At 70.2% G+C, this 24,028-nt stretch carries 23 protein-coding genes; 17 read left to right on the top strand and 6 right to left on the bottom strand.

Features of this window, described 5'->3' with window-relative positions; all coding sequences use genetic code 11:
• Positions 1–26 precede the first annotated feature (26 nt).
• On the top strand, positions 27–1,244 hold the full coding sequence (locus BJ998_RS19570) for a sensor histidine kinase (RefSeq protein WP_425558883.1): 1,218 nt from the start codon (positions 27–29) through the stop codon (positions 1,242–1,244).
• A 5-nt stretch (positions 1,245–1,249) separates the two neighbouring features.
• A complete protein-coding gene (locus BJ998_RS19565; protein ID WP_184863665.1) occupies positions 1,250–1,909 on the top strand; it encodes a response regulator in 660 nt (219 codons plus the stop codon).
• A gap of 33 nt (positions 1,910–1,942) precedes the next feature.
• On the opposite strand, the gene BJ998_RS19560 is transcribed toward BJ998_RS19565, so the two are convergent.
• A complete protein-coding gene (locus BJ998_RS19560) occupies positions 1,943–2,836 on the bottom strand; it encodes an esterase/lipase family protein (RefSeq protein WP_246488622.1) in 894 nt (297 codons plus the stop codon).
• A 145-nt stretch (positions 2,837–2,981) separates the two neighbouring features.
• Between BJ998_RS19560 and BJ998_RS19555 the strand changes: the two genes are divergently transcribed.
• From BJ998_RS19555 to BJ998_RS19545, 3 genes are all read left to right on the top strand, one after another.
• On the top strand, positions 2,982–3,764 hold the full coding sequence (locus BJ998_RS19555; protein ID WP_312890214.1) for an HAD family hydrolase: 783 nt from the start codon (positions 2,982–2,984) through the stop codon (positions 3,762–3,764).
• 12 nt (positions 3,765–3,776) lie between these two features.
• Positions 3,777–4,550 (top strand): SCO4651 family lipoprotein, encoded by a 774-nt coding sequence (locus tag BJ998_RS19550; protein WP_184863663.1) that lies wholly within the window; start codon positions 3,777–3,779, stop codon positions 4,548–4,550.
• An 82-nt stretch (positions 4,551–4,632) separates the two neighbouring features.
• The gene (locus BJ998_RS19545; RefSeq protein ID WP_184863661.1) at positions 4,633–5,391 is read left to right on the top strand and encodes an SCO4651 family lipoprotein; all 759 of its coding nucleotides are present in this window, start codon (positions 4,633–4,635) and stop codon (positions 5,389–5,391) included.
• A gap of 59 nt (positions 5,392–5,450) precedes the next feature.
• On the opposite strand, the gene BJ998_RS19540 is transcribed toward BJ998_RS19545, so the two are convergent.
• A complete protein-coding gene (locus tag BJ998_RS19540) occupies positions 5,451–5,879 on the bottom strand; it encodes a PPOX class F420-dependent oxidoreductase (protein ID WP_184863659.1) in 429 nt (142 codons plus the stop codon).
• A 91-nt stretch (positions 5,880–5,970) separates the two neighbouring features.
• Here BJ998_RS19540 and BJ998_RS19535 point away from each other — a divergent pair, with 91 nt between their 5' ends.
• From BJ998_RS19535 to BJ998_RS19500, 8 genes are all read left to right on the top strand, one after another.
• Positions 5,971–6,888 (top strand): ABC transporter ATP-binding protein, encoded by a 918-nt coding sequence (locus BJ998_RS19535; protein ID WP_184863657.1) that lies wholly within the window; start codon positions 5,971–5,973, stop codon positions 6,886–6,888.
• Complete coding sequence (locus BJ998_RS19530; RefSeq protein WP_184863655.1) at positions 6,885–7,613, top strand: ABC transporter permease; 729 nt, start codon at positions 6,885–6,887, stop codon at positions 7,611–7,613. Before BJ998_RS19535 ends, BJ998_RS19530 begins: the two co-directional genes overlap by 4 nt.
• 198 nt (positions 7,614–7,811) lie before the next feature.
• Entirely contained in the window at positions 7,812–8,711 is a 900-nt protein-coding gene (locus BJ998_RS19525; protein WP_184863653.1) for a DUF8746 domain-containing protein, read from the top strand.
• Between the two features lie 221 nt (positions 8,712–8,932).
• A complete protein-coding gene (locus BJ998_RS19520; RefSeq protein WP_221338065.1) occupies positions 8,933–9,418 on the top strand; it encodes a hypothetical protein in 486 nt (161 codons plus the stop codon).
• An 89-nt stretch (positions 9,419–9,507) separates the two neighbouring features.
• On the top strand, positions 9,508–10,155 hold the full coding sequence (gene trmB / locus BJ998_RS19515; protein WP_221338915.1) for a tRNA (guanosine(46)-N7)-methyltransferase TrmB: 648 nt from the start codon (positions 9,508–9,510) through the stop codon (positions 10,153–10,155).
• A gap of 154 nt (positions 10,156–10,309) precedes the next feature.
• Complete coding sequence (locus BJ998_RS19510) at positions 10,310–11,437, top strand: nitric oxide synthase oxygenase (RefSeq protein ID WP_312890213.1); 1,128 nt, start codon at positions 10,310–10,312, stop codon at positions 11,435–11,437.
• A 269-nt stretch (positions 11,438–11,706) separates the two neighbouring features.
• Positions 11,707–12,867 (top strand): sensor histidine kinase, encoded by a 1,161-nt coding sequence (locus tag BJ998_RS19505; RefSeq protein ID WP_184863645.1) that lies wholly within the window; start codon positions 11,707–11,709, stop codon positions 12,865–12,867.
• Between the two features lie 12 nt (positions 12,868–12,879).
• Positions 12,880–14,217, top strand: a complete 1,338-nt coding sequence (locus BJ998_RS19500) for an amidohydrolase family protein (protein WP_184863643.1) — start codon at positions 12,880–12,882, stop codon at positions 14,215–14,217.
• Positions 14,218–14,226: 9 nt separating this feature from the next.
• Here BJ998_RS19500 and BJ998_RS19495 read toward each other — a convergent pair whose 3' ends face one another.
• The gene (locus BJ998_RS19495) at positions 14,227–14,910 is read right to left on the bottom strand and encodes an SDR family oxidoreductase (RefSeq protein ID WP_184863641.1); all 684 of its coding nucleotides are present in this window, start codon (positions 14,908–14,910) and stop codon (positions 14,227–14,229) included.
• A 230-nt stretch (positions 14,911–15,140) separates the two neighbouring features.
• Positions 15,141–15,305 (bottom strand): hypothetical protein, encoded by a 165-nt coding sequence (locus BJ998_RS19490; protein ID WP_184863639.1) that lies wholly within the window; start codon positions 15,303–15,305, stop codon positions 15,141–15,143.
• A 132-nt stretch (positions 15,306–15,437) separates the two neighbouring features.
• Between BJ998_RS19490 and BJ998_RS19485 the strand changes: the two genes are divergently transcribed.
• Entirely contained in the window at positions 15,438–16,415 is a 978-nt protein-coding gene (locus BJ998_RS19485; RefSeq protein WP_184863636.1) for a hypothetical protein, read from the top strand.
• Here the strand turns inward: BJ998_RS19485 and BJ998_RS49195 are convergent.
• Together BJ998_RS49195 and BJ998_RS19475 are read right to left on the bottom strand one after the other, a co-directional pair.
• Positions 16,385–17,356, bottom strand: a complete 972-nt coding sequence (locus BJ998_RS49195; RefSeq protein WP_184863634.1) for a GDSL-type esterase/lipase family protein — start codon at positions 17,354–17,356, stop codon at positions 16,385–16,387. The two genes, BJ998_RS19485 and BJ998_RS49195, sit on opposite strands and share 31 nt — an antisense overlap.
• Positions 17,357–17,503: 147 nt before the next feature.
• Positions 17,504–18,580, bottom strand: coding sequence for an inositol-3-phosphate synthase (locus BJ998_RS19475; RefSeq protein ID WP_184863632.1), 1,077 nt, complete (start codon positions 18,578–18,580; stop codon positions 17,504–17,506).
• Between the two features lie 204 nt (positions 18,581–18,784).
• On the opposite strand from BJ998_RS19475, the gene BJ998_RS19470 reads away from it, so the two are divergent.
• The 3 genes from BJ998_RS19470 to BJ998_RS19460 all read left to right on the top strand — a co-directional run bounded on the left by BJ998_RS19470 (position 18,785) and on the right by BJ998_RS19460 (position 24,028).
• Complete coding sequence (locus BJ998_RS19470) at positions 18,785–19,189, top strand: DUF5318 domain-containing protein (RefSeq protein ID WP_184863630.1); 405 nt, start codon at positions 18,785–18,787, stop codon at positions 19,187–19,189.
• 94 nt (positions 19,190–19,283) lie between these two features.
• On the top strand, positions 19,284–22,055 hold the full coding sequence (locus BJ998_RS19465) for a transglycosylase domain-containing protein (protein WP_184863628.1): 2,772 nt from the start codon (positions 19,284–19,286) through the stop codon (positions 22,053–22,055).
• Positions 22,056–22,090: 35 nt separating this feature from the next.
• Positions 22,091–24,028: a transglycosylase domain-containing protein gene (locus BJ998_RS19460; protein WP_184863626.1), complete on the top strand. Its 1,938-nt coding sequence runs from the start codon at positions 22,091–22,093 to the stop codon at positions 24,026–24,028.

The raw sequence follows: 24,028 nt of genomic DNA, 5'->3' as shown, positions 1-24,028 counted from the left end.
CCCGGCCGCGCTTCTAGGCTGGTGCGGTGCGACGGCTGAGCCTGTGGATGCGTGCTCACCCGGTGGTCGGGGACACCCTGATCGCCGGGCTGCTCGGCCTGCCCGACCTCGCGGCCGCCGGCGCCAACCTGGCCGACACGCCGCGCGGCGTGTACCTGATCGTCGGGCTGTTCCTGTGGGGCCCGCTGATCTTCCGCCGGGCCCGGCCCAAGCTGACCAGCAACATCATCCTGGTCGCCGGCTTCGTGCAGCTGGTCACCCACAACGTGGTGCACGGCCCGTACGGCGAGATCGAGGGCGTGCCGGTGCGGCCGGCGGACTTCGCGCTGGGCATCGCGCTCTACACGATGGTCGCCTACGTCGGCCGCCGGCAGGGCGCGATCTACGCGGCCTGGCTGCTGCTGGGCACCGTGCTGTGGGAGGTGTGGCGGATCCAGGATCCGCCGGAGGTCGTCCTCACCTTCTTCATGATCATCTGCATCTTCGGCTTCTGCTGGGCCGTCGGCGAGTTCGTCGGCGCACGGCGACAACTCAACGCCGAGCTGCTGGAACGGCTGAAGCTGCTGGAGGTCGAACGCGACCAGCAGGCCCGCATCGCCGTCGCCGAGGAACGCAGCCGGATCGCCCGCGAACTGCACGACGTCGTCGCGCACGCGGTCAGCGTGATGGTCGTGCAGGCCGACGGCGCCAGCTACGCGCTGCAGTCGGATCCGCAGATGGCGCAGATGGCGCTGACCACCATCTCCGACACCGGCCGGCAGGCGCTGGGTGAGCTGCGCCGGCTGCTCGGCCTGATGCGCAACGAGACGCAGAGCGAGACCGAACGGCTGCCGCAGCCGGACACCAATGCGCTGCCGCAGCTGGCCGAGCAGGTCCGCACCGCCGGATTGCCGGTGACCCTGACGCTGCGCGGCGACCTCAACGACCTGCCCGCGGGTGTCGGCCTGTCGGTGTACCGGATCGTGCAGGAGGCGCTGACCAACTCGCTCAAGCACGCCGGCGGCAGCGCGTCCGCGGACGTGTTCGTGACCAGGGCCGACGACAAGATCGAGGTGGTCGTCGACGACGACGGCTTCGGCACGCCCCGGGAACTGTCCGGCATGTCCGGCGGCAACGGGCTGATCGGCATGCGGGAGCGGGCCGGCGTGCTCGGCGGCAGCCTGGAGGCCGGTCCCCGGCCGGGCGGCGGCTGGCGCGTCCACGCCGTGCTGCCGGTCGGCGCCGCGCAGGGACCCCTAGTCTGATGCCCGTGATCCGAGTTCTGCTGGTTGACGACCAGGAACTGATGCGGATGGGCTTCCGCATGGTGCTCAACGCGCAGGAAGACCTTGAGGTGATCGGTGAGGCCGCGGACGGCGTGGACGCCGTGCGGCTGGCCGAGGAGCTGCGGCCCGACGTGGTGCTGATGGACGTGCGCATGCCGCGGCTGGACGGCGTGGAGGCGACCAAGCAGATCACCGAGGCCGGCACGGCCAAGGTGCTCGTGATGACCACCTTCGACATGGACGAGTACGCCCTGTCGGCGCTGCGCAACGGGGCCAGCGGCTTCCTGCTCAAGGACACCCCGCCGGCCGACCTGGTGTCGGCGCTGCGGTCGGTGGCCAGCGGCGACGCGGTGGTCTCGCCGAGCGTGACCAAGCGGCTGCTGGACCGGTTCCTCGGCCCGGCCGGCGGCGGCGAGCTGCGCGACGCCTCCGTGCTGAATGTGCTCACCGAGCGTGAGCGCGAGGTGCTGGTGCTGATCGCCAAGGGCCTGTCCAACACGGAGCTGGCGCAGAAGCTGTTCCTGTCCGAGGCGACGGTGAAGACGCACGTCGGCCGCATCCTGGCCAAGCTGGAGCTGCGGGACCGCGTGCAGGCGGTGGTGCTGGCCTACGAGACGGGGCTGGTCCGACCCGGCGACGTGTGAGCCCGGGCCGGACCAGGGTAGGGATCCCCGGAATCAGGTCAGGCAGTTCGGCGTCCAGGCGTGCGCCGGGTCAAGGGCGTTGCGCACGAGCTGGATCGCGATGTGGTCGTAGGTGATGTTGATGTGCTCGGTGCCGTCGATCATGCAGTAGTCCTGCAGGCGGTGGTTGGTCACCGTCGGCCCGGACAGGTAGGCCGAGGTGTAGGGCGTGACGACTTCGTCGGTGCGGGTGGCGACGACGGTGTAGTTGACGCCGGGCACGGTGTCGCCGCCGTCGTTGAGGCCGGCCAGCAGGGTGGAGCCGACCTCCTGTTGCACGCAGGCCGGGCAGACGGCGCCGATCACGCCGTCGGCGAAGTCGCCGCCGCCCGGCAGGGACCGCACGGCGTCGACCAGCCCGTCGAGGTTCGTGCCGTGGTTGGACGGCGCCAGGCCGACGAGCGTGCCGACCTTGCTCGCGCCGCCGAGGTACTTCAGGTAGTAGCGCGGCAGCATGCCGCCCTGGGAGTGCCCGACGATGTCCACCTTCGCGGCGCCGGTGGCGGCGAGCACCTTGTCGACGTACTGGCCGAACTGGCCGGCCGTGGTGGGAATGTCCCCGACGGCCTGGAAGAGACCGCCCTCGGGGCCGCCGAGGTTCGGCGCGAACACGCAGTAGCCGTCCCGCTTGAGCACACCGGACAGCCCCGCCCAGTCGTCGTAGGCGTTCGCGCCGGTGCCGTTGGACAGCACGACCGGGCGCGGGTGCGCGGCGGTCGGTTTGCAGGAGAAGTCGTTCGCCCCGGGGGGCGAGGCGGTCGGGTGGCTCAAGGCGTAGACCGCCGCCGACACGATGTTGGGCTGGGCCGGACCGGCGGCGGACTCGCTCGCCGACGCGACGGAGGTGGTGACGATCATCGATGCCGTGACCAGGGCTAGGCCGGTCAAGGCGCGTGCGACTGTTCCCACAGACGCCCTCCGATTCTGCAGGGGCCGGCCTCATTGCCGGCGCATCATCCGAAACGACTCGTTTCCGTTTCGGTGATGGCAGTCACACCGGATTCACCCCGGGGAGCTAGTTACGCTCCGTGTCGTGCGCCCTGCCCTGATCGCCCTTGACGTCGACGGCACGATCATGGACTCGACCGGCACGATCTCGCCGGCCGTGCGCTCGGCGATAGCCAGAGCTCAGGCCGCCGGCGCGCACATCGTGCTGTCCACCGGACGCACCGTGCTCGGCGTCCGCACCGTCGTCACGCAGCTCGGGTTCACCGACGGCACCGCGCTGTGCTCGAACGGAGCCGTGCGCCTCGACCTGGCCACCGGCGAGGTGATCCCGCTGGCCACCTTCGAGCCGGCGCCGGTGATCGCCCGGCTGCGGGCGCTGCTGCCCGGCGTGACGTTCTCCCTGGAGGAACCCGGCGTCGGCAACCGGGTCAGCGACGGCTATCCCGGCGAGTCGACCGGCACCCGGCGCCTCGTGGACGACATCGAACTGGGCGCGACGCCGACCACGCGCATGGTCGCGTACTGGAACGGCGTCACCAAGACGCAACTCGCGGAGCTGATGGACGTCTCAGGCATTGCGGGAGTCACGTGGACGTACGACCATCACACCGACGCGTGGCTGACCGTCGTCGCCGAAGGCATCTCCAAGGCGAGTGCGCTCGAACAGCTCCGCACGGAGCTGGGGGTGTCCCCGGACGCCACCGCAGCTTTCGGCGACGGACACAACGACATCGCGATGCTCCGCTGGGCCGCCCTGGGGGTGGCCATGGGCAACGCCGCGGCCGACGTGAAGGCGGCCGCGGACGAGGTGACCGGCAGTGTCTCGGAGGACGGCGTGGCGACCGTGCTCGACCGACTTTTCCGATGAGGAGATGAGCAAGTGCGCAAGTCCGTAGTGGGCGTGGCCCTGTTAGTCGCGCTCGGCGCGTGCAGCGCGCAGACCACCGGTGCGCCGTCCCCGAACGCGGGCGGCCAGCCCGTCGTCACCACCGACGCCGTGCAACTGGCCGCGCTGGCCAAGTCCAGCACCGCCAAGACGAGCACCGTCAAGATCGACGCCACCGTGGACGCCGGCGGCCAGCACGTGACCATGACCGGACAGGGCAAGTTCGGCGGCGACTCCGCGGGGATGGCCATGCAGATGGGCACCGCCGCCGGCTCGATGGAGATACGCCTGGTGGACAAGGCCATCTACCTCAAGCCGCCGGCCGCCGCGAAGGCCCGGCTGGGCACCGACAAGCCGTGGGTGAAGGTGGGCGGCTCGAACGACGCGATCTCCCAGCTCATCAGCGGCGGTCTCGACCAGCTCGCCACCCAGGACGACCCGGCGACGTTCCTGAACCAGATCGCCAAGGGCGGCAAGGTCACCAGGACCGAGAAGACCACCCTGGACGGCAAGCCCGCCACGCACTACACCGTCGACGTCGACACCGCCAAGGCGCAGGCCGAGCTGCCGCCGCAGTTGGCCGGCGCCGTCGCCCCGATGACCGTCGACCTGTGGCTGGACAACGACAACCTGCCGCTGCAGATGACCGCGGCCGCCGGGGACAAGTACACCGCGAAGGTCCACTACACCGACTGGGGCGGCCAGGTGGACGTCGCCGCCCCGCCGGCCGACCAGGTCGCCGACCTGGCCGACCTGTCCGGTCACTGAGGTCGAAAAATCGCTGGTCCCCCTTGGTTAGGCTCGCGGTGAGGCCGTTGCCCGCGGCCGAAACCAAGGGGGACTCATCATCGTGCGCAAGACTGTTGTGGGCTTTGCCGTGCTCGTGACGCTCGCCGCCTGCGGCGGACCCGGAGCGCAGGCCGGCGGGCCCGAACCCGCCGCCGACGCCGCGCAGCTGGCGTCGCTGGCCAAGGCCGGCGCCGACAAGTCCAAGACCGTCGACATCGACGCCGTGGTCAACGTCCAGCAGAACAAGATCCTGATGACCGGCGCCGCGCTGCTCGACGGCGCGAACACCCAGCTGGACCTGAAATCCAGTGCCGACAGCGGTGACTCCGAGGTCCGTGTGGTCGGGCCGGCCGTGTACCTGTCGCTTCCCGCCGAGGCCAGGACCAAGGCCGGCATCGGCACGCCGTGGCTCAAGCTCGGCGGCGACGACCCGCTGTCCAAGTCGCTGTCCGGCGGCCTGGCCCAGATCGCCCAGCAGAACAGCCCGACGGCCGTGCTGGACCAACTGGCCAAGGCCGGCAAGATCACCAGGACCTGGCAGGCCACGCTCAACGGCCAGCCCGTCACGCACTACGCGCTCGTCGTCGACGAGACCAAGGCCGGCGTCGCGGCCAAGCTGCCCGCCGACCTCGCCGCCAAGCTGCCCAAGACGGCGGACGTCGACATCTGGCTGAACAAGGAACAGCTGCCGGTGCAGGTCGTGACCACGGTCGGCGACCTGCTCACGTCGACCGTGCACTACACGAACTGGGGCACCAAGGTCGACGTCGCCGCCCCGCCCGCGGACCAGGTCACGGACGCGGCGACGCTGAAGCACTGACCGTTCGGAAGGGGCTTTCCTGGCGTTGAACGCGTGGAATGCCCCCTTCCGAGCAGTTCTCAGTCGGCGACGCCCCTCTGGGCGGTGACCTTGGCGTCGACCACGCGGACCAGCAGCTCGCCCGGCACGCCGTTGCGGGCTCCGTACTCCTCGGCCCGGTCCTCGCCCATGTACCGGCCGGCGATCACCGTCGCCCAGTGCCGCAGCTGGTCCGGGTCCTCGATGACCTCGGCGCGGCCCCGCACCAGCACGAAGGCGAACGGCGGCCGCTCGTCGTCGAAGCTGAGGGCGACTCGACCGTCCCGCAGGATCGACTTGCCCTTCAACGAGTCCTTGCCGGTGTTGAACACGATGGTGTCGCCGTCCAAGGCGACCCAGACCGGCGCCACGTGGGGCGAGCCGTCCTTGCGGACGACGGCCAGCTTCGCGGTCTTCGCCGGCAGCTCGGCGATGAATTCACGCCACCAGTTGTCCTCGGTCTCAGCCATGTACCCGACCGTAGCGGTAGGACGAGGGGACTACCCGACATCGAACCGGGGGCCGATGCCCGATGACAGTCCGTCCCGGCATGCTTGCATCATGATCGAGGCAATCGGCCTGACCAAGCGCTACGGGCGGACCGTGGCGGTGCGGGACCTGTCGTTCACGGTCCGGCCGGGCCGGGTGACGGGCTTCCTGGGGCCGAACGGCGCCGGCAAGTCGACCACCATGCGCATGATCCTGGGCCTCGACCGGCCGACCGAGGGCCGGGTGCTGATCGACGGCAGGCCGTACCACGAACTCAAGCACCCGATGCGCACGGTCGGCGCGCTGCTGGACGCGAAATGGGTGCACCCCAACCGTTCGGCGCGCAACCACCTGCGCTGGCTGGCGCGGGCCAGCAAGCTGCCGAAGTCCCGCGTGGACGAGGTGCTGGCGCAGGTCGGGCTGACCGCCGTCGCGGACAAGCGGGCCGGCGGCTTCTCGCTGGGCATGTCGCAGCGGCTGGGCATCGCCGCCGCGCTGCTCGGCGACCCGCAGGTGTTGCTGTTCGACGAGCCGGTCAACGGCCTCGATCCGGAGGGCATCCGGTGGATCCGCCGGTTCATGCAGGGCCTGGCCGGGCAGGGCCGCACCGTGCTGGTGTCGAGCCACCTGCTCTCGGAGATGGCGCAGACCGCCGAGGACCTGATCGTCATCGGCCGCGGTCAGTTGATCTCGCAGGGCAGCACGGCCGCCTTCATCGGCGGCGCGACCGAGACCACCGTGCTGGTGCGCAGCCCGCAGGCGGCCCGGCTGGCCGAAGTCGTGACCCACTGGGGCATGTCAGCACGTATAACGGACGACGACGCGCTGGTGATCAGTGGCGGCAGCAGCGACCAGATCGGGGAGATGGCCGCGACGCACGGCGTCGTGCTGCACGAGCTGAGCCCGCAGCAGGGTTCGCTTGAGGAGGCGTTCATGCGGTTGACCGGCCACGCGGTCGAGTACCAGGCGGACGAGGCGGGCGTGGCATGACGCTGCTGGCCGTCGAGCGGATCAAGCTGTTCTCCACACGGGCTCCGGTCTGGTGCATCGCCGCCGCGCTGGCGCTGACCATCGGTGTCACCGCGGGCCTGGCGTGGCTGAACGCCCGGCACAGCGACGGGGTGTCGCCGGAGAGCACGCAGACCCTGTACATCCTGGGCCTCGTCGTCACGATGGTGATGGCCACGCTGTCGGTCACCACCGAGTACCGCTTCGGCACGATCAAGGCCACCTTCCAGGCCGTGCCCAGCCGGACCCGCGCGCTGCTGGCCAAGGCGACCGTGCTGGCGCTGGTCGCCGGCGTCGTCGGCGAGGTGTCGTCGTTCGGGTCGTGGGGCGTTGCCCGGCTGATCACCGGCAGCCCGGCCACCAACATCGCCACCGCGGCGGAGTGGCGGCAGATCGCCGGCATGGGCCTGGTGTACGCGATCGCCGCGGTGTTGGCCGTCGCCGTGGGCGCGCTGCTGCGGCAGAGCGCGGCGGCGGTGGCGATCCTGCTGGTGTTCCCGCTGCTGGTCGAGCAGCTGGTGGAGATCATTCCGAGGGTGGGTGAGCGGCTGCACGACTGGATGCCGTTCGTCGCCGCGGGCCAGTTCGCCAGCACCGTGGACCGGGGCCTGCCCTACGGCCCGTGGGGTGGGCTGGCGTACTTCGCCGCGGTCGCCGCGGCGCTGCTGGTGGCCGCCGTGGTGGTGGTCGAGAAAAGAGACGCCTGAACCGCGTCATGACGGCGCACGTGTGTCGTCACACGGGTACAGGGGCTGGGGAACGAGTGGGAATCGGGGCCCGCTCGGGCGAGGGTCCGGACCGCCGATCGGGGGGCGGCCCGGACCCTCGCCGACCCCGGGACACGCACCGATCTCCCTTCCGACACCGCTACCCGCCCACGCCCCATTTCCTGGGATCATGCGGTCATGATCGAAGCGGTGGGCCTGACCAAACGCTACGGCCGGACCGTCGCCGTCGACGATCTGTCGTTCACCGCCCGGCCCGGCGTCGTCACCGGCTTTCTGGGCCCCAACGGCGCCGGCAAGTCCACGACCATGCGCATGGTGCTCGGCCTGGACCGGCCGGACACCGGCTTCGTGCTCATCGACGGCAAGCAGTTCGGCGAGCTGCGGCGGCCGTTACGCGTGATCGGCGGCCTGCTGGACGCGAAGTGGGCGCATCCGCACCGGACCGCGCGCAACCATCTGCGCTGGCTGGCCCGGGCCGCCGATCTGCCCAGGACCCGTGTCGACGAGGTGCTCGACCTGGTCGGCCTGTCCAAGGCGGCGAGCAGTCCCGCCGGCGACTTCTCGCTCGGCATGTCCCAGCGGCTGGGCATCGCCGCGGCGCTGCTCGGCGACCCGCAGGTGCTGCTGTTCGACGAGCTCGTCAACGGCCTCGACCCGCAGGGCATCGCCTGGGTGCGCAAGCTGATGCGCACCATGGCCGACAACGGCCGGACCGTGCTCGTCTCCAGCCATCTGCTCGCGGAAATGGCGCAGACCGCCGACGAGTTGATCGTGATCGGCCGCGGCCGGCTGATCGCGCAATGTCCCACTGCCCAATTCATCAGCGAGGCCACCGAGTCGTCCGTGCGAGTTCGCACCGCCCAGGTGGAACGATTGCAGACGGCATTGGTCCACAAAGGCGCGACGGTACGACACGAGCCTGGCGCACTTGTCGTCGTCGGCCTCGACGCGGCCGAGATCGGTGAGCTGGCCGCCGCCCACGGCGTCGTGCTGCACGAGCTCAGCCCCCGGCGGGGCTCCCTCGAAGAGGCGTATCTCCACCATACTGGCGACGCGGTCGAGTACCAGGCCGGATGATCAGCCGTTTGGTCCAGACCAAGTCGCGTTCGGTGGTTCGGCCGCACGAATGGCGTAAGAACTGCATGACAACTACGTGAATTCCCGCACAGGAACGTGCGAAATGGCGCGGGAAGTGATCATATCGATATATCCCGTCAGGCAGCCCATGGAGGTGAGCGGTGGCGGTGACCGAATCGCACCCACGTCGGAACGCGAAGAAGCAAGTGCGAGTGGAGCCGATGGCCACGCTGGAGTGGTCACAGGCGGTCGAGCTGGCCGGCATGCCGCAGAACGCAGCCGGACCCGCCGACATCCGCCGCGCCTGGATCCATCGAGCCCCCGAACGCCAGGTCGTCGGCCTGTACCGGGTGCTCAGCCAGTTCGAGCCCGACCTGCCTGCGCCCTGGTGGCTACGGGCGCTGGCCGCGGGCGGACTACCCACCCGCAAGGCCGCCTTCAGAATGGAGGACGAGGTCGGCAAGCTGCTGGCCGTCCGACCGGGCTGGGTCTACGTGCCCTGGGAGGACGGCTACTGGGAGTACGTGCCGTCCGAGGCGTTCGCCGCCGGCGAGGCGCCGACCGTGCCCACCACCGTGTTGTTCACCGCCCGCCATCGCGGCTGGCTCGACGTGCTGCCGGCGCACCGTGGCGCCGCGCCCAAGCGGCTCGCCGTCCGCGGCCCGGAGGACCTCCGGACCAGGCTGGACGACATCGAGGCGACCTGATCTGGAAGAGTCATGCAACCGTGACCCCGTCAGAACAGCGTCCACCGCACCACCGTTCCATCGTCAGTTACGTCCAGCGCGGCGAGCGGATGACCGTCGGCCAGCAGCGAGCTTGGGACACCCGGTGGCCGGAACTCGGCCGTGAGGTGAAGGAGCTGCCGCCCGGTCCGCTCGCCCTGGACGAGTGGTTCGGCCGGCAGGCGCCGGTGCTGCTGGAGATCGGGTCCGGCATGGGGGAGACCACCTCGCAGCTGGCCGCCGCGCAGCCGGAGCTCAACTACCTCGCCGTCGAGGTGTACAAGCCGGGTCTGGCCCAGCTGATCCTCCGGGCGGACGCCCTGGAGGTCGACACGCTGCGGCTGCTGCGCGGCGACGCCGTGACCGTGCTGGCCGAGCACCTGGAGCCGGAGTCGCTCAGTGGCGTGCGGCTGTTCTTCCCGGACCCGTGGCCCAAGGCCCGCCACCACAAGCGGCGCATCGTGCAGCCCGCCTTCGTCGAGCTGGTGGCGTCCCGGCTGGTGCCCGGCGGTGTGTTCCACATGGCCACCGACTGGGAGGAGTACGCGGAGCAGATGATGACTGTCTGTAGCGGCGAGACTCGGTTGCGCAACGTGTACGCCGATGAGCCGGGCGGGTGGGCGCCGCGCCCCGACTGGCGGCCGATCACCAAGTTCGAGAACCGGGCCGTCGAGGAGGGCCGGATCAGCCACGACCTGATGTTCGCCAAGGTCGGCTAGGTCACCCGACCAGGTACTCAAGTCGCGGGCGGTCGGCGTCGAGTCGGCCACTCTCCGTCTAGCACTCACCCGTTCGGACGGAGATCCACTAGTCCGAGGTGTGCCCCTTCTGGCAGTGACGAGTGAGCCCGGCCGGCGGTTACGGTTGCCGACCGTGACGGCTCTGGCAACCCTCCCTGCCCTCGACTGCGTGGACCTCGACGCCGCCGAGGAGTTCCTCCGCATGTTCCACGACGCGCACCCGGAGGCCGGTCCGGTGGGCCAGCGGCTGACCCAGGTGCGGACCGAGATCGCCGACACGGGAACGTACCGGCACACGCCCCAGGAGCTCGCCTACGGCGCGCGGGTCGCGCTGCGCGACAGCGGCTGGTGCACCAGCGGCGTGCCGTGGCGGCGGCTCAAGGTGCGTGACCTGAGGGGGCTGCGCAACGCGGCCGCAGTCGCCGCCGAATGCGTGCAGCACCTGCGGCTGTCCACCAACAGCGGCCAGATCCAGCCGCTGGTCACGGTGTTCGCGCCGGACACGCCGTCCACGCCCGGGCCGTGCATCTGGAACGAGCAGCTCGTGCGCTACGCCGGCTACCGCGACGCCACCGGCCGGGTCATGGGCGACCCGCGCTACGCCGACTTCACCGAGGCCGTGACGAAGATGGGCTGGCGGCCGCCGACCCAGCGGGGCCGGTTCGACCACCTGCCGCTCGTGGTGGAGACCGCGCACGAGGGGCCGCAGCTGTTCACCGTGCCACGGGACGTGATCCAGGAGGTGCCGCTCGAACACCCGGAGCTGTCGTGGTTCGTCGAGCTGGGGTTGCGCTGGCACGCCGTGCCCGTGATCAGCAACATGCGGCTGGTCATCGGCGGCGTCACCTATCCGGCCGCGCCGTTCAACAGCTGGTTCGTCGGGGCCGAGATCGGCACCCGCAGCCTGGCCGACGAGGGCGCGTACGCCGTGGCCAGGGAGGTCGCCACGCGACTCGGGCTGGACACCCGCACCGAGCGGACGCTGTGGCGGGACCGTGCGACCGTCGAACTGAACCGGGCCGTGCTGCACTCCTTCGACGCGGCCCAGGTCACGATCACCGATCACCACGCCGAGGCGCTGCACCGGCTGGCCTGGCTGCGTTCCCGGCAACGGGCCGGCGGCAACCGGCCGGCGTTCCGCATCGACTCGACGACGGCGCAGCGGGCCCGGGAAGGCGCTCCGGCACGGTTCGCCGGCGCCGTGAACACCGAGCCGCACGGCGGTCGGCTGGCGGCCCTGCTGCGCAAGCGATTGAGCTGACGACCGACTACTGCTGCTGCTCGCTGTCCACCAGGATGCCGGTCACCACCATGACCGCCAGCACCAGCAGGCCGACGACCGCACCGCTCCAGGTCATCACCGTTGCCACCATCTCGCACCCCTCTCTACGACGTTGGCTCAACTGTCGTCGTGTGGTGCGTCATCGGGCGTCGGCCCAGCGCATCGACCTCGGCTACGCCGCAGGTCTGACAGGGCGCCCGCCCACAGGTTGACGGCGACGGCCCCGTCTACGTCCTACGGTGTCCCGCGTGGAGAACGGGTACCTCGGCTGGCGGGCGCTGGCCCGCCGGCAGTGGCCGCTGGCCACCGCTCTCGTGCTGCTGATCCTGTTGCAGATGGTGGAGTGGCGTGGGCTCGATCCCGGGCTGTGGTGGCAGCTGCCGTTCGACCTTGTCCTGCTCGTGCTGGCCGTGGTCTCGCCACGGCGGCCGTTCGACGCCGCGCTCGCCGCCGCCGTCGCCATCCTCTCCGGCACCGTGATCTTGCACTTCCTGGTCCGGGAACGGATCGGCGGCGACATCATCCCGACCGCCGCCGGCATGGCGATGATCGCGATCGTGGTCCGGCAGGCCTCGCGGGGCCGGGCCACCGCCGGCGCGCTGGCGCTGATCGCGGCCAACGTGATCGCGCTGAGCCTGGACACCAACATCTGGGACGACTACCGCCCGATCGACGTGGTGAACGCCGGCATCGTCTTCGCCGTCCTGTTCGGCGTCGCCGTCGGCACCGGCCTGTACTTCCGGGCCCGCGACCGCGAACGCCGCCAAGCCGAGGCCGCCTCGGTCGCCGCCGCCCAACAGGCCGAGCGGCTGGCCCTGGCCCGGGAACTGCACGACGTCGTCGCGCACTACGTCACCGGCATCGTCGTCCATTCCCAGGCCGCGCAGGCGATCGCCGACCAGGACCCCGAAGCCGCCCGGTCGGTCCTGCCGATCATCACCGCCAGCGGGCACGAGGCGTTGACCGCCATGCGACGCCTGGTCGGCACCCTGCGCGGCACCGAGGCGTCACCGACCAGCCGGGACAACGACGAGCTGGCCGCGCAGATCAAGCGGACCGTCGAGCAGGTCGGCGGGCCCGTGCGGCTGGACGTGCAGCTTTCCGATCCCGTGCCGCCCGAGCTGGCGCAGTCCGTGATCCGGCTCGTGCAGGAGTCGCTGACCAACGCCCGCAAGCACGCCGCCGGCGTCAGCCGGATCGATGTGGACGTGCGCACCGACAACGACACCGTGCGGGTGCGGGTCGCCGACGACGGAACCGGTCAGCACAGCAATCCCGCCGGCGGGTCCGGCGGCTTCGGGCTCGTCGGCATGCGGGAGCGGGTCGAACTGCTCGGCGGCAGCTTCAGCGCAGGTCCGACCGGGAGCAGCGGCTGGACGGTGGTCGCCGACCTGCCGCTCGGCGGATGACAGAATCCGGTCATGGTTCAGGCTTTCCGGCTACACGCCCCGGTCGTGCTGCCCTGCGACGCGTCCTGCTCCGTCGTCCGCGACGCCGTGGTCGACGTCGGCGCCGACGGCCGGCTCGGCTACGTCGGGCCTGCGTCCAACGCCCCGGTGCTGCCCGAGGGCGTGGCCGTCCGGCAGCTGTCCGGCATCCTGCTGCCCGGCTTGATCAACACGCATGCGCACAGCCCGATGACCGTGCTCCGGGGCATGGGCGGCGACCTGCCGCTGATGTCGTGGCTGCAGGACGTCATCTGGCCCGCCGAAGGTCGGCTCGGCGCCGACGACGTGCGGACCGGTATGCGGCTCGGGGCGTTGGAGATGCTTCGGCACGGCGTCACCACCAGCGTCGAGATGTACTTCTACGGCGAACAGATGGTCGAGGCCGTGCTCGAGGTCGGCTCTCGGATGGTGCTCACCCCCGCCGTGATCGCCGCGCCCGGCTGGGACCGGCTCGGCAGCTGGCTGCACATGACCGACCAGATCAGCGCGTGGATCGACGCCGACGGTCTTCGGTTCGGCCCGGGCGAGCGGATCGAGCTCGGCTACGGGCCGCATTCCGCCTACACCCTGCCCGCCGAGGCCCTGCCCGTCGTCGCCGCCGAGGCCAAGCAGCGTGGGGCCTTGTTGCACATCCACGTCGCCGAGTCCCTCGCCGAGGACCAGCATGTGCGCGAAGCCCACGGCTCCGTGCCCCTGCTGCTCAACTCCCTCGGCGTCTTCGGGGGCCGGGTCCTGACGGCCCACTCCGTCCATCTGTCCGATGTGGACATCCAGCTCTACGCCGCCAATTCCGTCGGCGTCGCCCACTGCCCCGGCTCCAACGCCAAGCTCGCCTCCGGCACCGCCCGGCTGTTGGACCTCCGCCGCCATGGCGTCCACGTCGGTCTCGGCACCGACGGCCCCGCCAGCAACGACGACCTCGACCTGTGGCAGGAACTCCAACTCTCCGCCATGCTCGCCCGGCTCGCCTCGTCCGACGCCGCCGCCCTCACCGCCGCCCAGGCCCTGCTCATGGCCACCCGTGGCGGCGCCTCCGCCATCGGCCGTGACGACCTTGGCACCCTCGCCCCCGGCTACTGGGCCGACCTCGTCCACGTCGACCTCGACGACCCCGCCTTCGCCGCCGGCCTCGACGTCCCCGACCCCCAACTCCTGTCCAACCTCGTCTGGGCGGCCGGCTCCCGTCGCGTCCAGGACGTCTGGGTCGCCGGCTCCCCCGTGGTCGCCGCCGGCGAATCCACCCAGCTCGACCGCGCCGCCGCGGCGGCGGAGGTCCGCAAGGTCACCCACCGCCTGCTGGCCGACGCCTGAGGGTCCGCGTCAGTGCGGGCGGGGGCGGATGCTCAGGTCGTTGACGTGTGCGTCCGGCGGCGCCAGCAGGGCAAACGTCACCGCCTGGGCCACTGACTCCGGCGTCAGGTACTCGTTCGGGAGGAAGTCGCTGCCTTCGCTCTCGCGGATGGACCGCTGCATGTCGGTGGCGGTGCGGCCCGGATAGACGGTGGTGACGCGCAACTGGGGCTCCTCGGCCCGGAGGACGTCGGCGAAGGCGCGGAGGGCGAACTTGCTGGCGGCGTAGGCGCCCCACTGGGGGTTGGCGCGCTGGCCGGCGCCGGAGTTGATGAGGACGACCTGGCCGGAAGCGGCGCGGAGGGCGGGAAGGAGAAGGCGGGTCAGTTCGGCGACGGCGAGGACGTTGATCTCCATGGTGGTCCGCCACACGTCGACGGAGGTCTCGGCGAGGGAGCCGATGGTGGCGACGCCGGCGCTGTGGACGAGGACGTCGAGGCGGTCGATGGCCGACGTGGCGGAGGCCAGGGCGGCGGCGTCGGTGAGCTCGACGGGCCAGGGGGTGGCGGAAGGGAACTGCGTGGCGAAGGCCTTCAAGGCTTCGACGTCACGGCCACCGAGCAGAAGGTCGTGGGTGGGGGCGAGTGCGGCGGCGACGGCGGCGCCGATGCCGCGGGAGGCACCGGTGATGAGGGCGGTCGGTCGGGACGTCATGATCCCCAAGCTAACTCGTTCGAGCGAACGGCCGCGCTTCGGATGGACGTGCACGGGTGCGCATATGAGCATCGGAATATGACCGCCGTGACCGAACACAGGCCCGCTGAGCTGCACAGACACACCCACGGACCGGGGTGCGGGCACGAGGCGGTGCTGCACGCCGACCATGTGGACTACCTGCACGACGGCCACGTGCACCGCGAGCACAACGCGGGCGACGGCGTGCACTACGACGAGTGCTCCACGTGCGCCTGCGCCAACTGCGCGGACTCCTGCGCGAACTGCCGGTGCGCGGACTGCACCTGCGCCACGTGCAACCACGCGAGCTGCCAGTGCGGTAACTGCACCGACTCGTGCGCCAACTGCGCCTGCGCCGACTGCACTTGTTCCACCTGCAACCACGCCGCCTAACCTGCGAAAACCCACCCGAAGCGGTGAAATCGGCCGCCGTCCGCCGGTCGGATCCCGGCGGCGGTGCGACGCTCGGGAGAGCACAGGCGCGACCGGACGGGAGGGATTCCGTCATGGGAACTCGGACACTGGTCGTCGCGACGGTCACCCTGCTCGCCGCGACGCTCGCCGTTCCCGCCGGCGCGGATCCGGTCGCTCCGCCGGCGGTCTCGGGTGGCTCCAACTACGACTTCTACTACCTCGACGGCTGCTACCGGCAGCCGTACCAGGTGGTCAACGCGTTCAACAAGGCGCCGACGATCATCGCCTACCAGCTCGCCGGCATGAAGCGCGCCGGCCAGAACCGGCTGTCCATCGGCATCTACCACCATCACGGCCCGGACGACGGCACGGCGATGGACTCCACCGGCGGCCGGCTGCCGCCGCAGGACCAGGAGAACCTGGCCGGCCTGCTCGCCGACGTCAAACAGGCCGGCTTCGCCGAGATCACCGTGGTGCTGCATCCCTCCGACGGCAACGACCCGCGCAACTGGCCGTCCTGGCAGGACGCGACGTACCAGGAGAACTGGCAGCTGATCGAGTCGGTGCACCCGATCATCGCCGCCGCCGGGCTGCCGTTCCATCTCGACCTCGGCGGCGAACTGACCGCGTCCACCGACGAATCCCTGGTGCTGCGCTACGACCAGCAGCTGTGGCAGGCGTACACGGCGAAGTTCGGTCACGCCGACACCGTCGGCTTCTCCATCAACGGCAACGATCCCGGCCAGGTCCTCAACGTGGGCAAGATGTACGGCGGCACCCGACCGTCCATGATGGACATCCACATCTACGGCGACGAGTCCTCACAATTCGCCTACACCGACAACCAGTTGCGACAGCAGGGCTTCACGAGCCAACCGGTGATCATCGGCGAGTCCTACTACAACGACAAGGAGGCCGCCGCCGGCTTCGCCCAGGCCGCGCGCACGACCGGTCGGCAGATCTACTACCTCACGCAGTGGCCGAAGACGCGGGCCGGCAACAACGAGTGCTCCCGGGTCGACGTCGCCCCGCCGACCGACTACGCCGAATACGCCGCCGCCGGCTTCTGACCGAGCTCCGCCACCAGCAGCGGCGAGATCCGCTCGGCCAGCGACCGGTAGCCGTCCGGGCCGAGATGCAGGCCGTCCACCACGAGGTCCGCGTAGACCAGGTCCCGCCCGTCGATCACGCTCACGCCGCCAGCCGCCTCCGCGACCAGGTCGCGGACGTCCGCCAGGGTCAGGCCGACGGCGTTGACCTCGTGCTCACGGGCCGGCGCCAGCGGCGGCGTGATCACCACGACCGGCTGGTCCGCGATCACCTCCAGGAACCCCTCCAGCGCCGGGCCGAGCGTGCGCCGGCTGAAGCTCGCCGCGTGGTGGATGTCCACGCCGACGCACAGCGTCACCAGATCCGGACGCTGCTCACGGATCGTCCGCGCGACAACGGGATCGAGATGGCATTCGCCGGAGAACCCGAGACAGGTCAGCCGCCAGCCGTGCTGGCGGGCCAGTTCCGCCGGCCAGGTCTGGCTGGGGCCGTCCACCAGCCGGCACTGCGTGATCGCGCTGCCGTACGCCACCCAGTGCGGGCCGCTGCGACTCATCGCCCGGACCATGCTGTGCGCCGCCAGCCTCAACCGGCCGACCTTGGTGCGCCCGTAGTTGGGCAACCAGACGTCGACGTTCGCCGGCTGGCCCGGCAGCGCCACCGTCAGCACCTGCTCGCCCGGCTTGACCGCCATCCGGTGCGCCAGCTGGCCGTCGACCAGCACGTCCACCGGCGCGGAGTAGTCCGGGTCGCCGAACAGCGGCACCGACAACAGGCGGGCGTCCGTGCGCATGCCCACCCGAACACCCGCCGGCATCCGGGCCAACTCCGCCAGCTTCCGGGTCGGGATCCGGTCCGCCGGCAGGCGCCACGGCTGCCACCAGTCGCCCGTGCGTCGAAGTTCGACCAGTCCGTCCCAGCTCAGCTGCGAGTCGTCCGGGTCGAGCCACACCTCACGCACGTGCGGGCTGATCGAACCGGCGCGCGAACGGGTAGGCGCCCGGCAGGCGCATCGGGATCCCCACTCCGAGCATCCTGCCAGCACCCGAATGGGCGACACCAGTTACTGTGTCCGGCCGCCCGGTCGACGGACGGCCGGACGTGCCCGCTAGCGCTCCAGCTCGCCGCGGATGAACTTCTCCACGGCGTCCCGCGCCTCGGAGTCGGAGTACTGCTCCGGTGGCGACTTCATGAAATAGGAGGAGGCGGACAGGATGGGCCCGCCGATGCCGCGGTCGAGGGCGATCTTGGCGGCCCGGACGGCGTCGATGATGATGCCGGCGGAGTTGGGCGAGTCCCAGACCTCGAGCTTGTACTCGAGGTTCAGCGGCACGTCGCCGAAGGCGCGGCCCTCCAGCCGGACATAGGCCCACTTGCGGTCGTCCAGCCACTGCACGTAGTCGGACGGGCCGATGTGCACGTTGCGGGCGCCGAGGTCGCGGTCGACCTGGGAGGTCACCGACTGCGTCTTGGAGATCTTCTTCGACTCCAGCCGGTCCCGCTCCAACATGTTCTTGAAGTCCATGTTGCCGCCGACGTTGAGCTGCATGGTGCGATCGAGCAGCACGCCGCGGTCCTCGAACAGCTTGGCCAGCACCCGGTGCGTGATGGTGGCCCCGACCTGCGACTTGATGTCGTCGCCGACGATGGGCACGCCGGCCTCGGTGAACTTGGCGGCCCAGGCCGGGTCGGAGGCGATGAACACCGGCAGCGCGTTGACGAAGGCCACCCGGGCGTCGATGGCGCACTGGGCGTAGAACCGGTCGGCCTCCTCGGAGCCGACCGGCAGGTAGGAGACCAGCACGTCGACCCGGGCGTCACGCAGCGCCTTGACGACGTCGACCGGCTCCTCGTCCGACTCGTCGATCGTCTCCCGGTAGTACCGGCCCAGCCCGTCGAGGGTGTGACCGCGCTGCACGGGCACGCCGAGCGGCGGCACGTCGGCGATCTTGATGGTGTTGTTCTCGCTGGTCACGATCGCCTCGGACAGGTCGAGGCCGACCTTCTTGGCGTCCACGTCGAACGCGGCGACGAACTCCACGTCCCGCACGTGGTAGTCGCCGAACTGGACGTGCATCAGGCCGGGCACCCGCGTCCCCGGCTCGGCGTCCCGGTAGTAGTGCACCCCCTGTACCAGGGATGCGGCGCAGTTGCCGACACCCACAATGGCTACCCGCACACTCATCCGGACTCCTCCTCGGTGTGATTGGCAGTACCAGTGCCAACGCGGCGCTGCGCACGTGCTGTTCCATCGCTGGTCAGCCCGGCTTTTCACCCTCTCACGCCGGCCTGTCGGCGGCCTGTCCTTGTGGCGTGCGTGACACAGCGTGGCCGGTGCTGCCCTGAACGGCCCATTGGGGCCCGGCAGGGGACACGTACCCTGTTGCATGTGCGGACCCAGAGACAGGTGGTGGACTACGCGTTGCAGCGCCGTGCGCTGCTCGCGGAGGTCTACTCGGGCCGGGTCGGCACGATGGAGGTCTGCGACGCCAGCCCCTACCTGGTGCGGGCGGCGAAGTTCCACGGACAGCCGACGGAGACGAGCTGTCCCGTGTGCCGCAAGGAGCAGCTGACCCTGGTCTCGTGGGTCTACGGCGACGAGCTCAAGCACGTCGCCGGCTCGGCCCGCACACCGGACGAACTGGACCGGATGAGCTCCCTGTACGAGGAGTTCACCGTGTACGTCGTCGAAGTTTGCCGTACATGTAGTTGGAACCACCTGGTGCAGTCATACGTCCTGGGAACGGGCGGCTTGCGCGCACGCAAGCCGCGCCGGCGCACCGCGGCGGAGTGAACACCCTCCCTCGGGTGCGGCGTCTAGCAGTAGAGACGATGGACGAGCACGACTGGTTGCCTACCTGGTGGGTACCGATCTGGAAGGCCGTTTGGTGAGTGACGAGCGTGGTGACGAGGCCCAGTGGCCGAGCTTCGACGAATCGGAGCAGCCCGGCCGCCGGGGCGGCGGCCAGCCGGCGTGGCCCGGTGAGCAGCCGCCGACGAGTCGGGTGCCCGGTGGTCGACCGCCGGTGCCGCCCTCGCAGCAGCCGACCGCGCGGGGTCCGAACACCCCGCCGCGCGGCTACCCGGGGCAGCAGCCGCCCCGCCGCCCGATGGGCCCCGGCGGCCAGGGCGGTCCCCCGCCGCCGATGGGGCGGGGCGGACGTCCCGGTCCTGGCGGTCCCGGCCCGAACGGCATGGCCGGCCGGCCGCCCGGCCCCGGCCAGCGCGGCGGCCCGAACGCGCCGACCCAGCGCACCCCGTTCAACCAGCCGACGGACATGCTGCCGCCGGTGCACGAGGAGTTCCAGCGCGAGCCGGAGCTGATGACGCACCGCGAGCACGACCTGCCGCCGGGCGCCGGGGACTACATCGAGCCCGACGAGTACCTGGACAACGAGTACGACGAGGCCCTGCTGCGCAAGAAGCGCATCTGGCGCCGGGTCCGCCGCGGCGCGTACGTGCTGGCCGCGGTCGGCTTCGTCGGCCCGATCGTCGCGTTCATCATCACCTACTTCATGGTCGAGCCGCCGGACCCGCAGACGGTCCTGAACCAGCAGCAGACCATGACGATCTACTACGCCGACGGCAGCGTGATGGCCACGCTCGGCCCGTCCACCGGCGGCGATCGCACGATCCTGCCCATCGACAAGATCCCTCCCGTCGTGCGGCACGCGGTCGAGGCGGCCGAGGACGAGACGTTCGAGACCAACAGCGGCTTCGACATCAAGGGCATCGGCCGTGCCGTGCTGGGCCAGCTGACCGGTGGTGGCGGCGGCGGCTCCGGCATCACGCAGCAGTACGTGAAGAAGGCCACCGGCAACGAGGACCACACCTACACCCGTAAGTGGACCGAGCTGGTCAAGTCGATCAAGATGAGCCAGCAGCAGAGCAAGGACCAGATCCTCGCCGCGTACATGAACACGGTCTACTTCGGCCGCGGCGCCTACGGCATCCAGGCCGCTGCCCAGGCGTACTTCGGCGTGAACATCGACCAGGTGAACCCGTCCCAGGCCGCGTTCCTCGCCGGCTGCATCAACGTGCCGGCCTACAACGAGGACCCGAAGTGGACCAACACCCGGTGGTCCTACACGATGGGCCGGATGGTCGCCAACGGCTGGCTCAGCCAGGCCGACCGCGCCAAGTACCCCGAGCAGCCGAAGCCGATCCCGAACAGCAGTGACGACGGCGGCGCGTTGCCCGGCCCGACGGTGTTCGTGGTGCGCCAGATCCTGGCCGAGGCGGCCGACCCGGACTTCGGCATCGGCATGGACCGGCCGACGCTGCAGAAGATGGGCGCGCAGATCCACACCACCATCGACAAGAAGGCGATGGACCAGGCGGTCAAGGCCAACGAGACGGTGATGGCCAAGGACACGCCGCACAACCCGAACATCGCCTCGGCGCTGGTGTCGATCGATCCGAAGACCGGCGGCATCGTGGCCTGGTACGGCGGCCCTGACCCGAAGAAGTTCTCCTACGACATGGCGAACACGCCGAACCAGCCGGGTTCGTCGTTCAAGCCGTACGTGTTCCTGGCGGGCATGCGGGCCAACTCCCAGATCGGCATCAACTCGCTTTACGACGGGCACAGCCCGCAGACCATCGCCGGCCAGGTCATCAACAACTCCGACGGCGAGGAGTGCCCGCAGAACCCCTGCTCGGTCAAGCAGGCGATGACGCTGTCGATCAACACGGTCTTCTACAAGATGGCCGATGACATCGGCGCGACGACCGTCCGGCAGGCGGCGCTGGACGCCGGCATCGCGCCGAAGCAGACGATCGCCGGCAACACGCAGCCCGCGCTGCTGCCGCCGGGCGGCAGCCAGCCGGCCGACGGTATCGCGCTGGGCCAGTACGAGGTTCGGCCGCGGGACATGGCCCAGGGCTACGCCACGCTGGCCAACGGCGGCATGTACATCCCGTCGCACTTCATCACGTCCATCCAGGACAGCACCGGTGGCACGCCGTACGACTCCAAGGCGAACCCGAAGCTGACACCGACGCAGGCGTTCGACAAGACGGACTCGGTGAAGAACGCCCAGCTCGCCCGCAACGTCACGGAGTCGATGCTGGACGTGGCCAAGAGCTCCTGCGCCGACCCGGCCCACACGACGTGTGCCAACGTCGGGACCCGGCCGTTGGCCGCGAAGACCGGCACCGCGCAGTACGAGAAGACCAAGCACAACGCGAACGCCTGGATGGTCGGCTACACGCCGCAGGTCGTGACCGCGGTGTGGGTCGGCAACAACAACGGTGTCGCGCCGATCTACGGCTTCTACAACAACAAGATCGGTCCGTCGCAGAACTACGACATCTACGGCCGTGAGGAGCCGGCGTACATCTGGAAGATGTACATGGCCGACTACCTGCAGGGTAAGCCGGTCGAGCAGTTCCCGGCGTTCAAGGACCTGGGCGGCAAGGGCAACTTCAGCGGCATCACGACGACGACCCAGCCGACCGTGACGACCACGACCGGCGCGACCACGACGACGACCACGACGGACACGGACGGTGAGTCGCCGACGTCGACCAAGCACACCAAGCCGACGAATCCGTGTGACTTCTTCAACTGCCCGACCACCGAAACCACGACCACGACAAAGGGTGGCGGCGGCGGAGTCGGTCCAGGCGGCGGAGGGGGATTCCCTGGCGGCGGCTGAGCAACTACTCCGCCACGGTCGGCGTCTGACCTGATGTGGCGGAGCAGGGGGACAGCAAGAAGAAGTGGGATTGGCGGCGGATCCGGCGCACGTGCTACGCGCTGGTGTCCGCCGCCTTTCTCGTGCCCGTGGTCGCGTTCGTGATCACCTATTTCGTGGTCGACGTGCCCGACCCGGACGCCATCGCCGCGCAGGAGACGCAGACGGTCTCGCTGTACTACGCCGACGGCTCGAAGATGGTGGACATCGCGCCCGGCGGCATCCGGTCGAAGATCAGCTACGACCAGATCCCGGATGTGGTCAAGCACGCGGTGTTCGCGGCCGAGGACGCCACCTTCGAGGAGAACGCCGGCTTCGACATCAAGTCCATCGTGCGGGCGGTGTGGATCCAACTGTCCGGCGGGCACAGCGGCGGCTCCGGCATCACCCAGCAGTACGTCAAGCAGGCCACCGGCGACGACGCCCCGAACCTCGGGCGCAAGTGGGTGGAGCTGGTGTCGGCGTTCAAGATGAACAACGAGCGGTCCAAAGAGGACATTCTCACCGCCTACCTGAACACCGTCTACTTCGGACGGGGCGCGTACGGCATCAGGGCCGGCGCGCAGGCGTACTTCGGCAAGGACCTCAACCAGCTCGACGCCTCCGAGGCCGCGCAGCTGGCCGGCATGATCCAGGGGCCGAGCAAGAGCGAGGACGCGACCTACCGGGCGTGGCGCTGGACCAACGTGATCAAGCAGATGGTCGACAAGGGCTGGCTCTCCGCGAGCGACCGGGCCCGCTACGCGGCTCCGCCCGCGCTGATCGACCGCGACAAGGCGCGGCCGACGACGCTGTCCGGGCCGCGACAGGCGATCCAGGACCAGGTGCTCGACGAGCTCGCCCAGCAACCGTTCGGGCTGACCGAGGACCAGGCCGAGCGCCAGGGCGTGAAGATCTACACGACCATCGATCCCAAGGCGCAGGATGCGGCCGAGCAGGCGGTCAACTCGGTGATGAACGGGCAGCCGCGTTCGCTGCGGCAGGCGCTGGTGGCCGTGAACCCGAAGACCGGTGGCATCACCGCCTACTGGGGCAACTCCGGACCCGGCACCACCGACAACGCGCAGACCCTGCAGCAGCCGGGCACCGCCTTCCAGCCGTTCGACCTGGTCGCCGCGCTGCAGCAGGGCATCGGCACGAGTTCGGTGTTCAACTCCGCCTCCCCGCAGACGTTCGACGCGCGGCAGATCGCCAACGCCGAGGACCACTACCCGTGCAAGGGGTCGTGCACGCTGGCCCAGGCGCTCCAGTACTCGATCAGCACGGAGTTCGCGAACCTCGTCTACAACCGGGTCAGCACCAAGGCGGTCGCCGATGCCGCCCACCAGGCTGGTGTGCCCGACCAGGTGGACGGCACGAAGCTGCTGGTCGGGGAGAACGGCGGCAATCCGGACATCAGCATCGCCAACGGCGGCGGCTCCACCCAGGTGCGCCCGATCGACCTGGCCGCCGCGTACGCCACGCTCGCCGCCGACGGCCAGCACCGGTCGCCGCACTTCATCAGCAAGATCACCTTCGGCGACGGCCGCAGCTTCGACCGTCCCGACGACGCGGCCGCCGCGTTCGGGCCGAACAGCCAGCAGATCGCCGACTCCGTCACCGCGGCCCTGGCCGGCGGCGCCCAGCAGAACGGGCTCGGCCTGAACGGACCGTGGCCGACCGCGGTGAAGACCGGTGTCCAGCCGTTCGACGGCGCCGACAACGCCAAGGCCTGGACCGTCGGCTACACCCGCTCGCTCGCCGCCTCGGTCTATGTCGGCTCCGACCGGTACGAGGCGATCCGCGACAAGGACGGCAATCCGATCAGCGGCAACGGCCTGCCCGGCAAGATCTGGCAAGCGTTCATGAACGGCTACCTCAAGGCTTCCAACGCTCCGGCCGAGGCCTTCCCACCGGGCGCTTCGGACCTTCCGCACACACCGACGACCCGCTGA

The sequence above is a fragment of the Kutzneria kofuensis genome, assembly GCF_014203355.1.
Classification (GTDB): domain Bacteria; phylum Actinomycetota; class Actinomycetes; order Mycobacteriales; family Pseudonocardiaceae; genus Kutzneria; species Kutzneria kofuensis.
The sequence above is the reverse complement of the archived record's forward strand: the minus strand, read 5'-3'. Positions and strand labels throughout refer to the sequence as shown.

Bases quoted from the DNA above. Each gene is read 5' to 3' on its own strand.
- BJ998_RS19540 (WP_184863659.1), bottom strand. From the start codon at position 5,879: ATGGCTGAGACCGAGGACAACTGGTGGCGTGAATTCATCGCCGAGCTG.
- BJ998_RS19535 (WP_184863657.1), top strand. From the start codon at position 5,971: ATGATCGAGGCAATCGGCCTGACCAAGCGCTACGGGCGGACCGTGGCG.
- BJ998_RS19530 (WP_184863655.1), top strand. From the start codon at position 6,885: ATGACGCTGCTGGCCGTCGAGCGGATCAAGCTGTTCTCCACACGGGCT.
- BJ998_RS19525 (WP_184863653.1), top strand. From the start codon at position 7,812: ATGATCGAAGCGGTGGGCCTGACCAAACGCTACGGCCGGACCGTCGCC.
- BJ998_RS19520 (WP_221338065.1), top strand. From the start codon at position 8,933: ATGGCCACGCTGGAGTGGTCACAGGCGGTCGAGCTGGCCGGCATGCCG.
- trmB (WP_221338915.1), top strand. From the start codon at position 9,508: ATGACCGTCGGCCAGCAGCGAGCTTGGGACACCCGGTGGCCGGAACTC.
- BJ998_RS19500 (WP_184863643.1), top strand. From the start codon at position 12,880: ATGGTTCAGGCTTTCCGGCTACACGCCCCGGTCGTGCTGCCCTGCGAC.
- BJ998_RS19495 (WP_184863641.1), bottom strand. From the start codon at position 14,910: ATGACGTCCCGACCGACCGCCCTCATCACCGGTGCCTCCCGCGGCATC.
- BJ998_RS19485 (WP_184863636.1), top strand. From the start codon at position 15,438: ATGGGAACTCGGACACTGGTCGTCGCGACGGTCACCCTGCTCGCCGCG.
- BJ998_RS19475 (WP_184863632.1), bottom strand. From the start codon at position 18,580: ATGAGTGTGCGGGTAGCCATTGTGGGTGTCGGCAACTGCGCCGCATCC.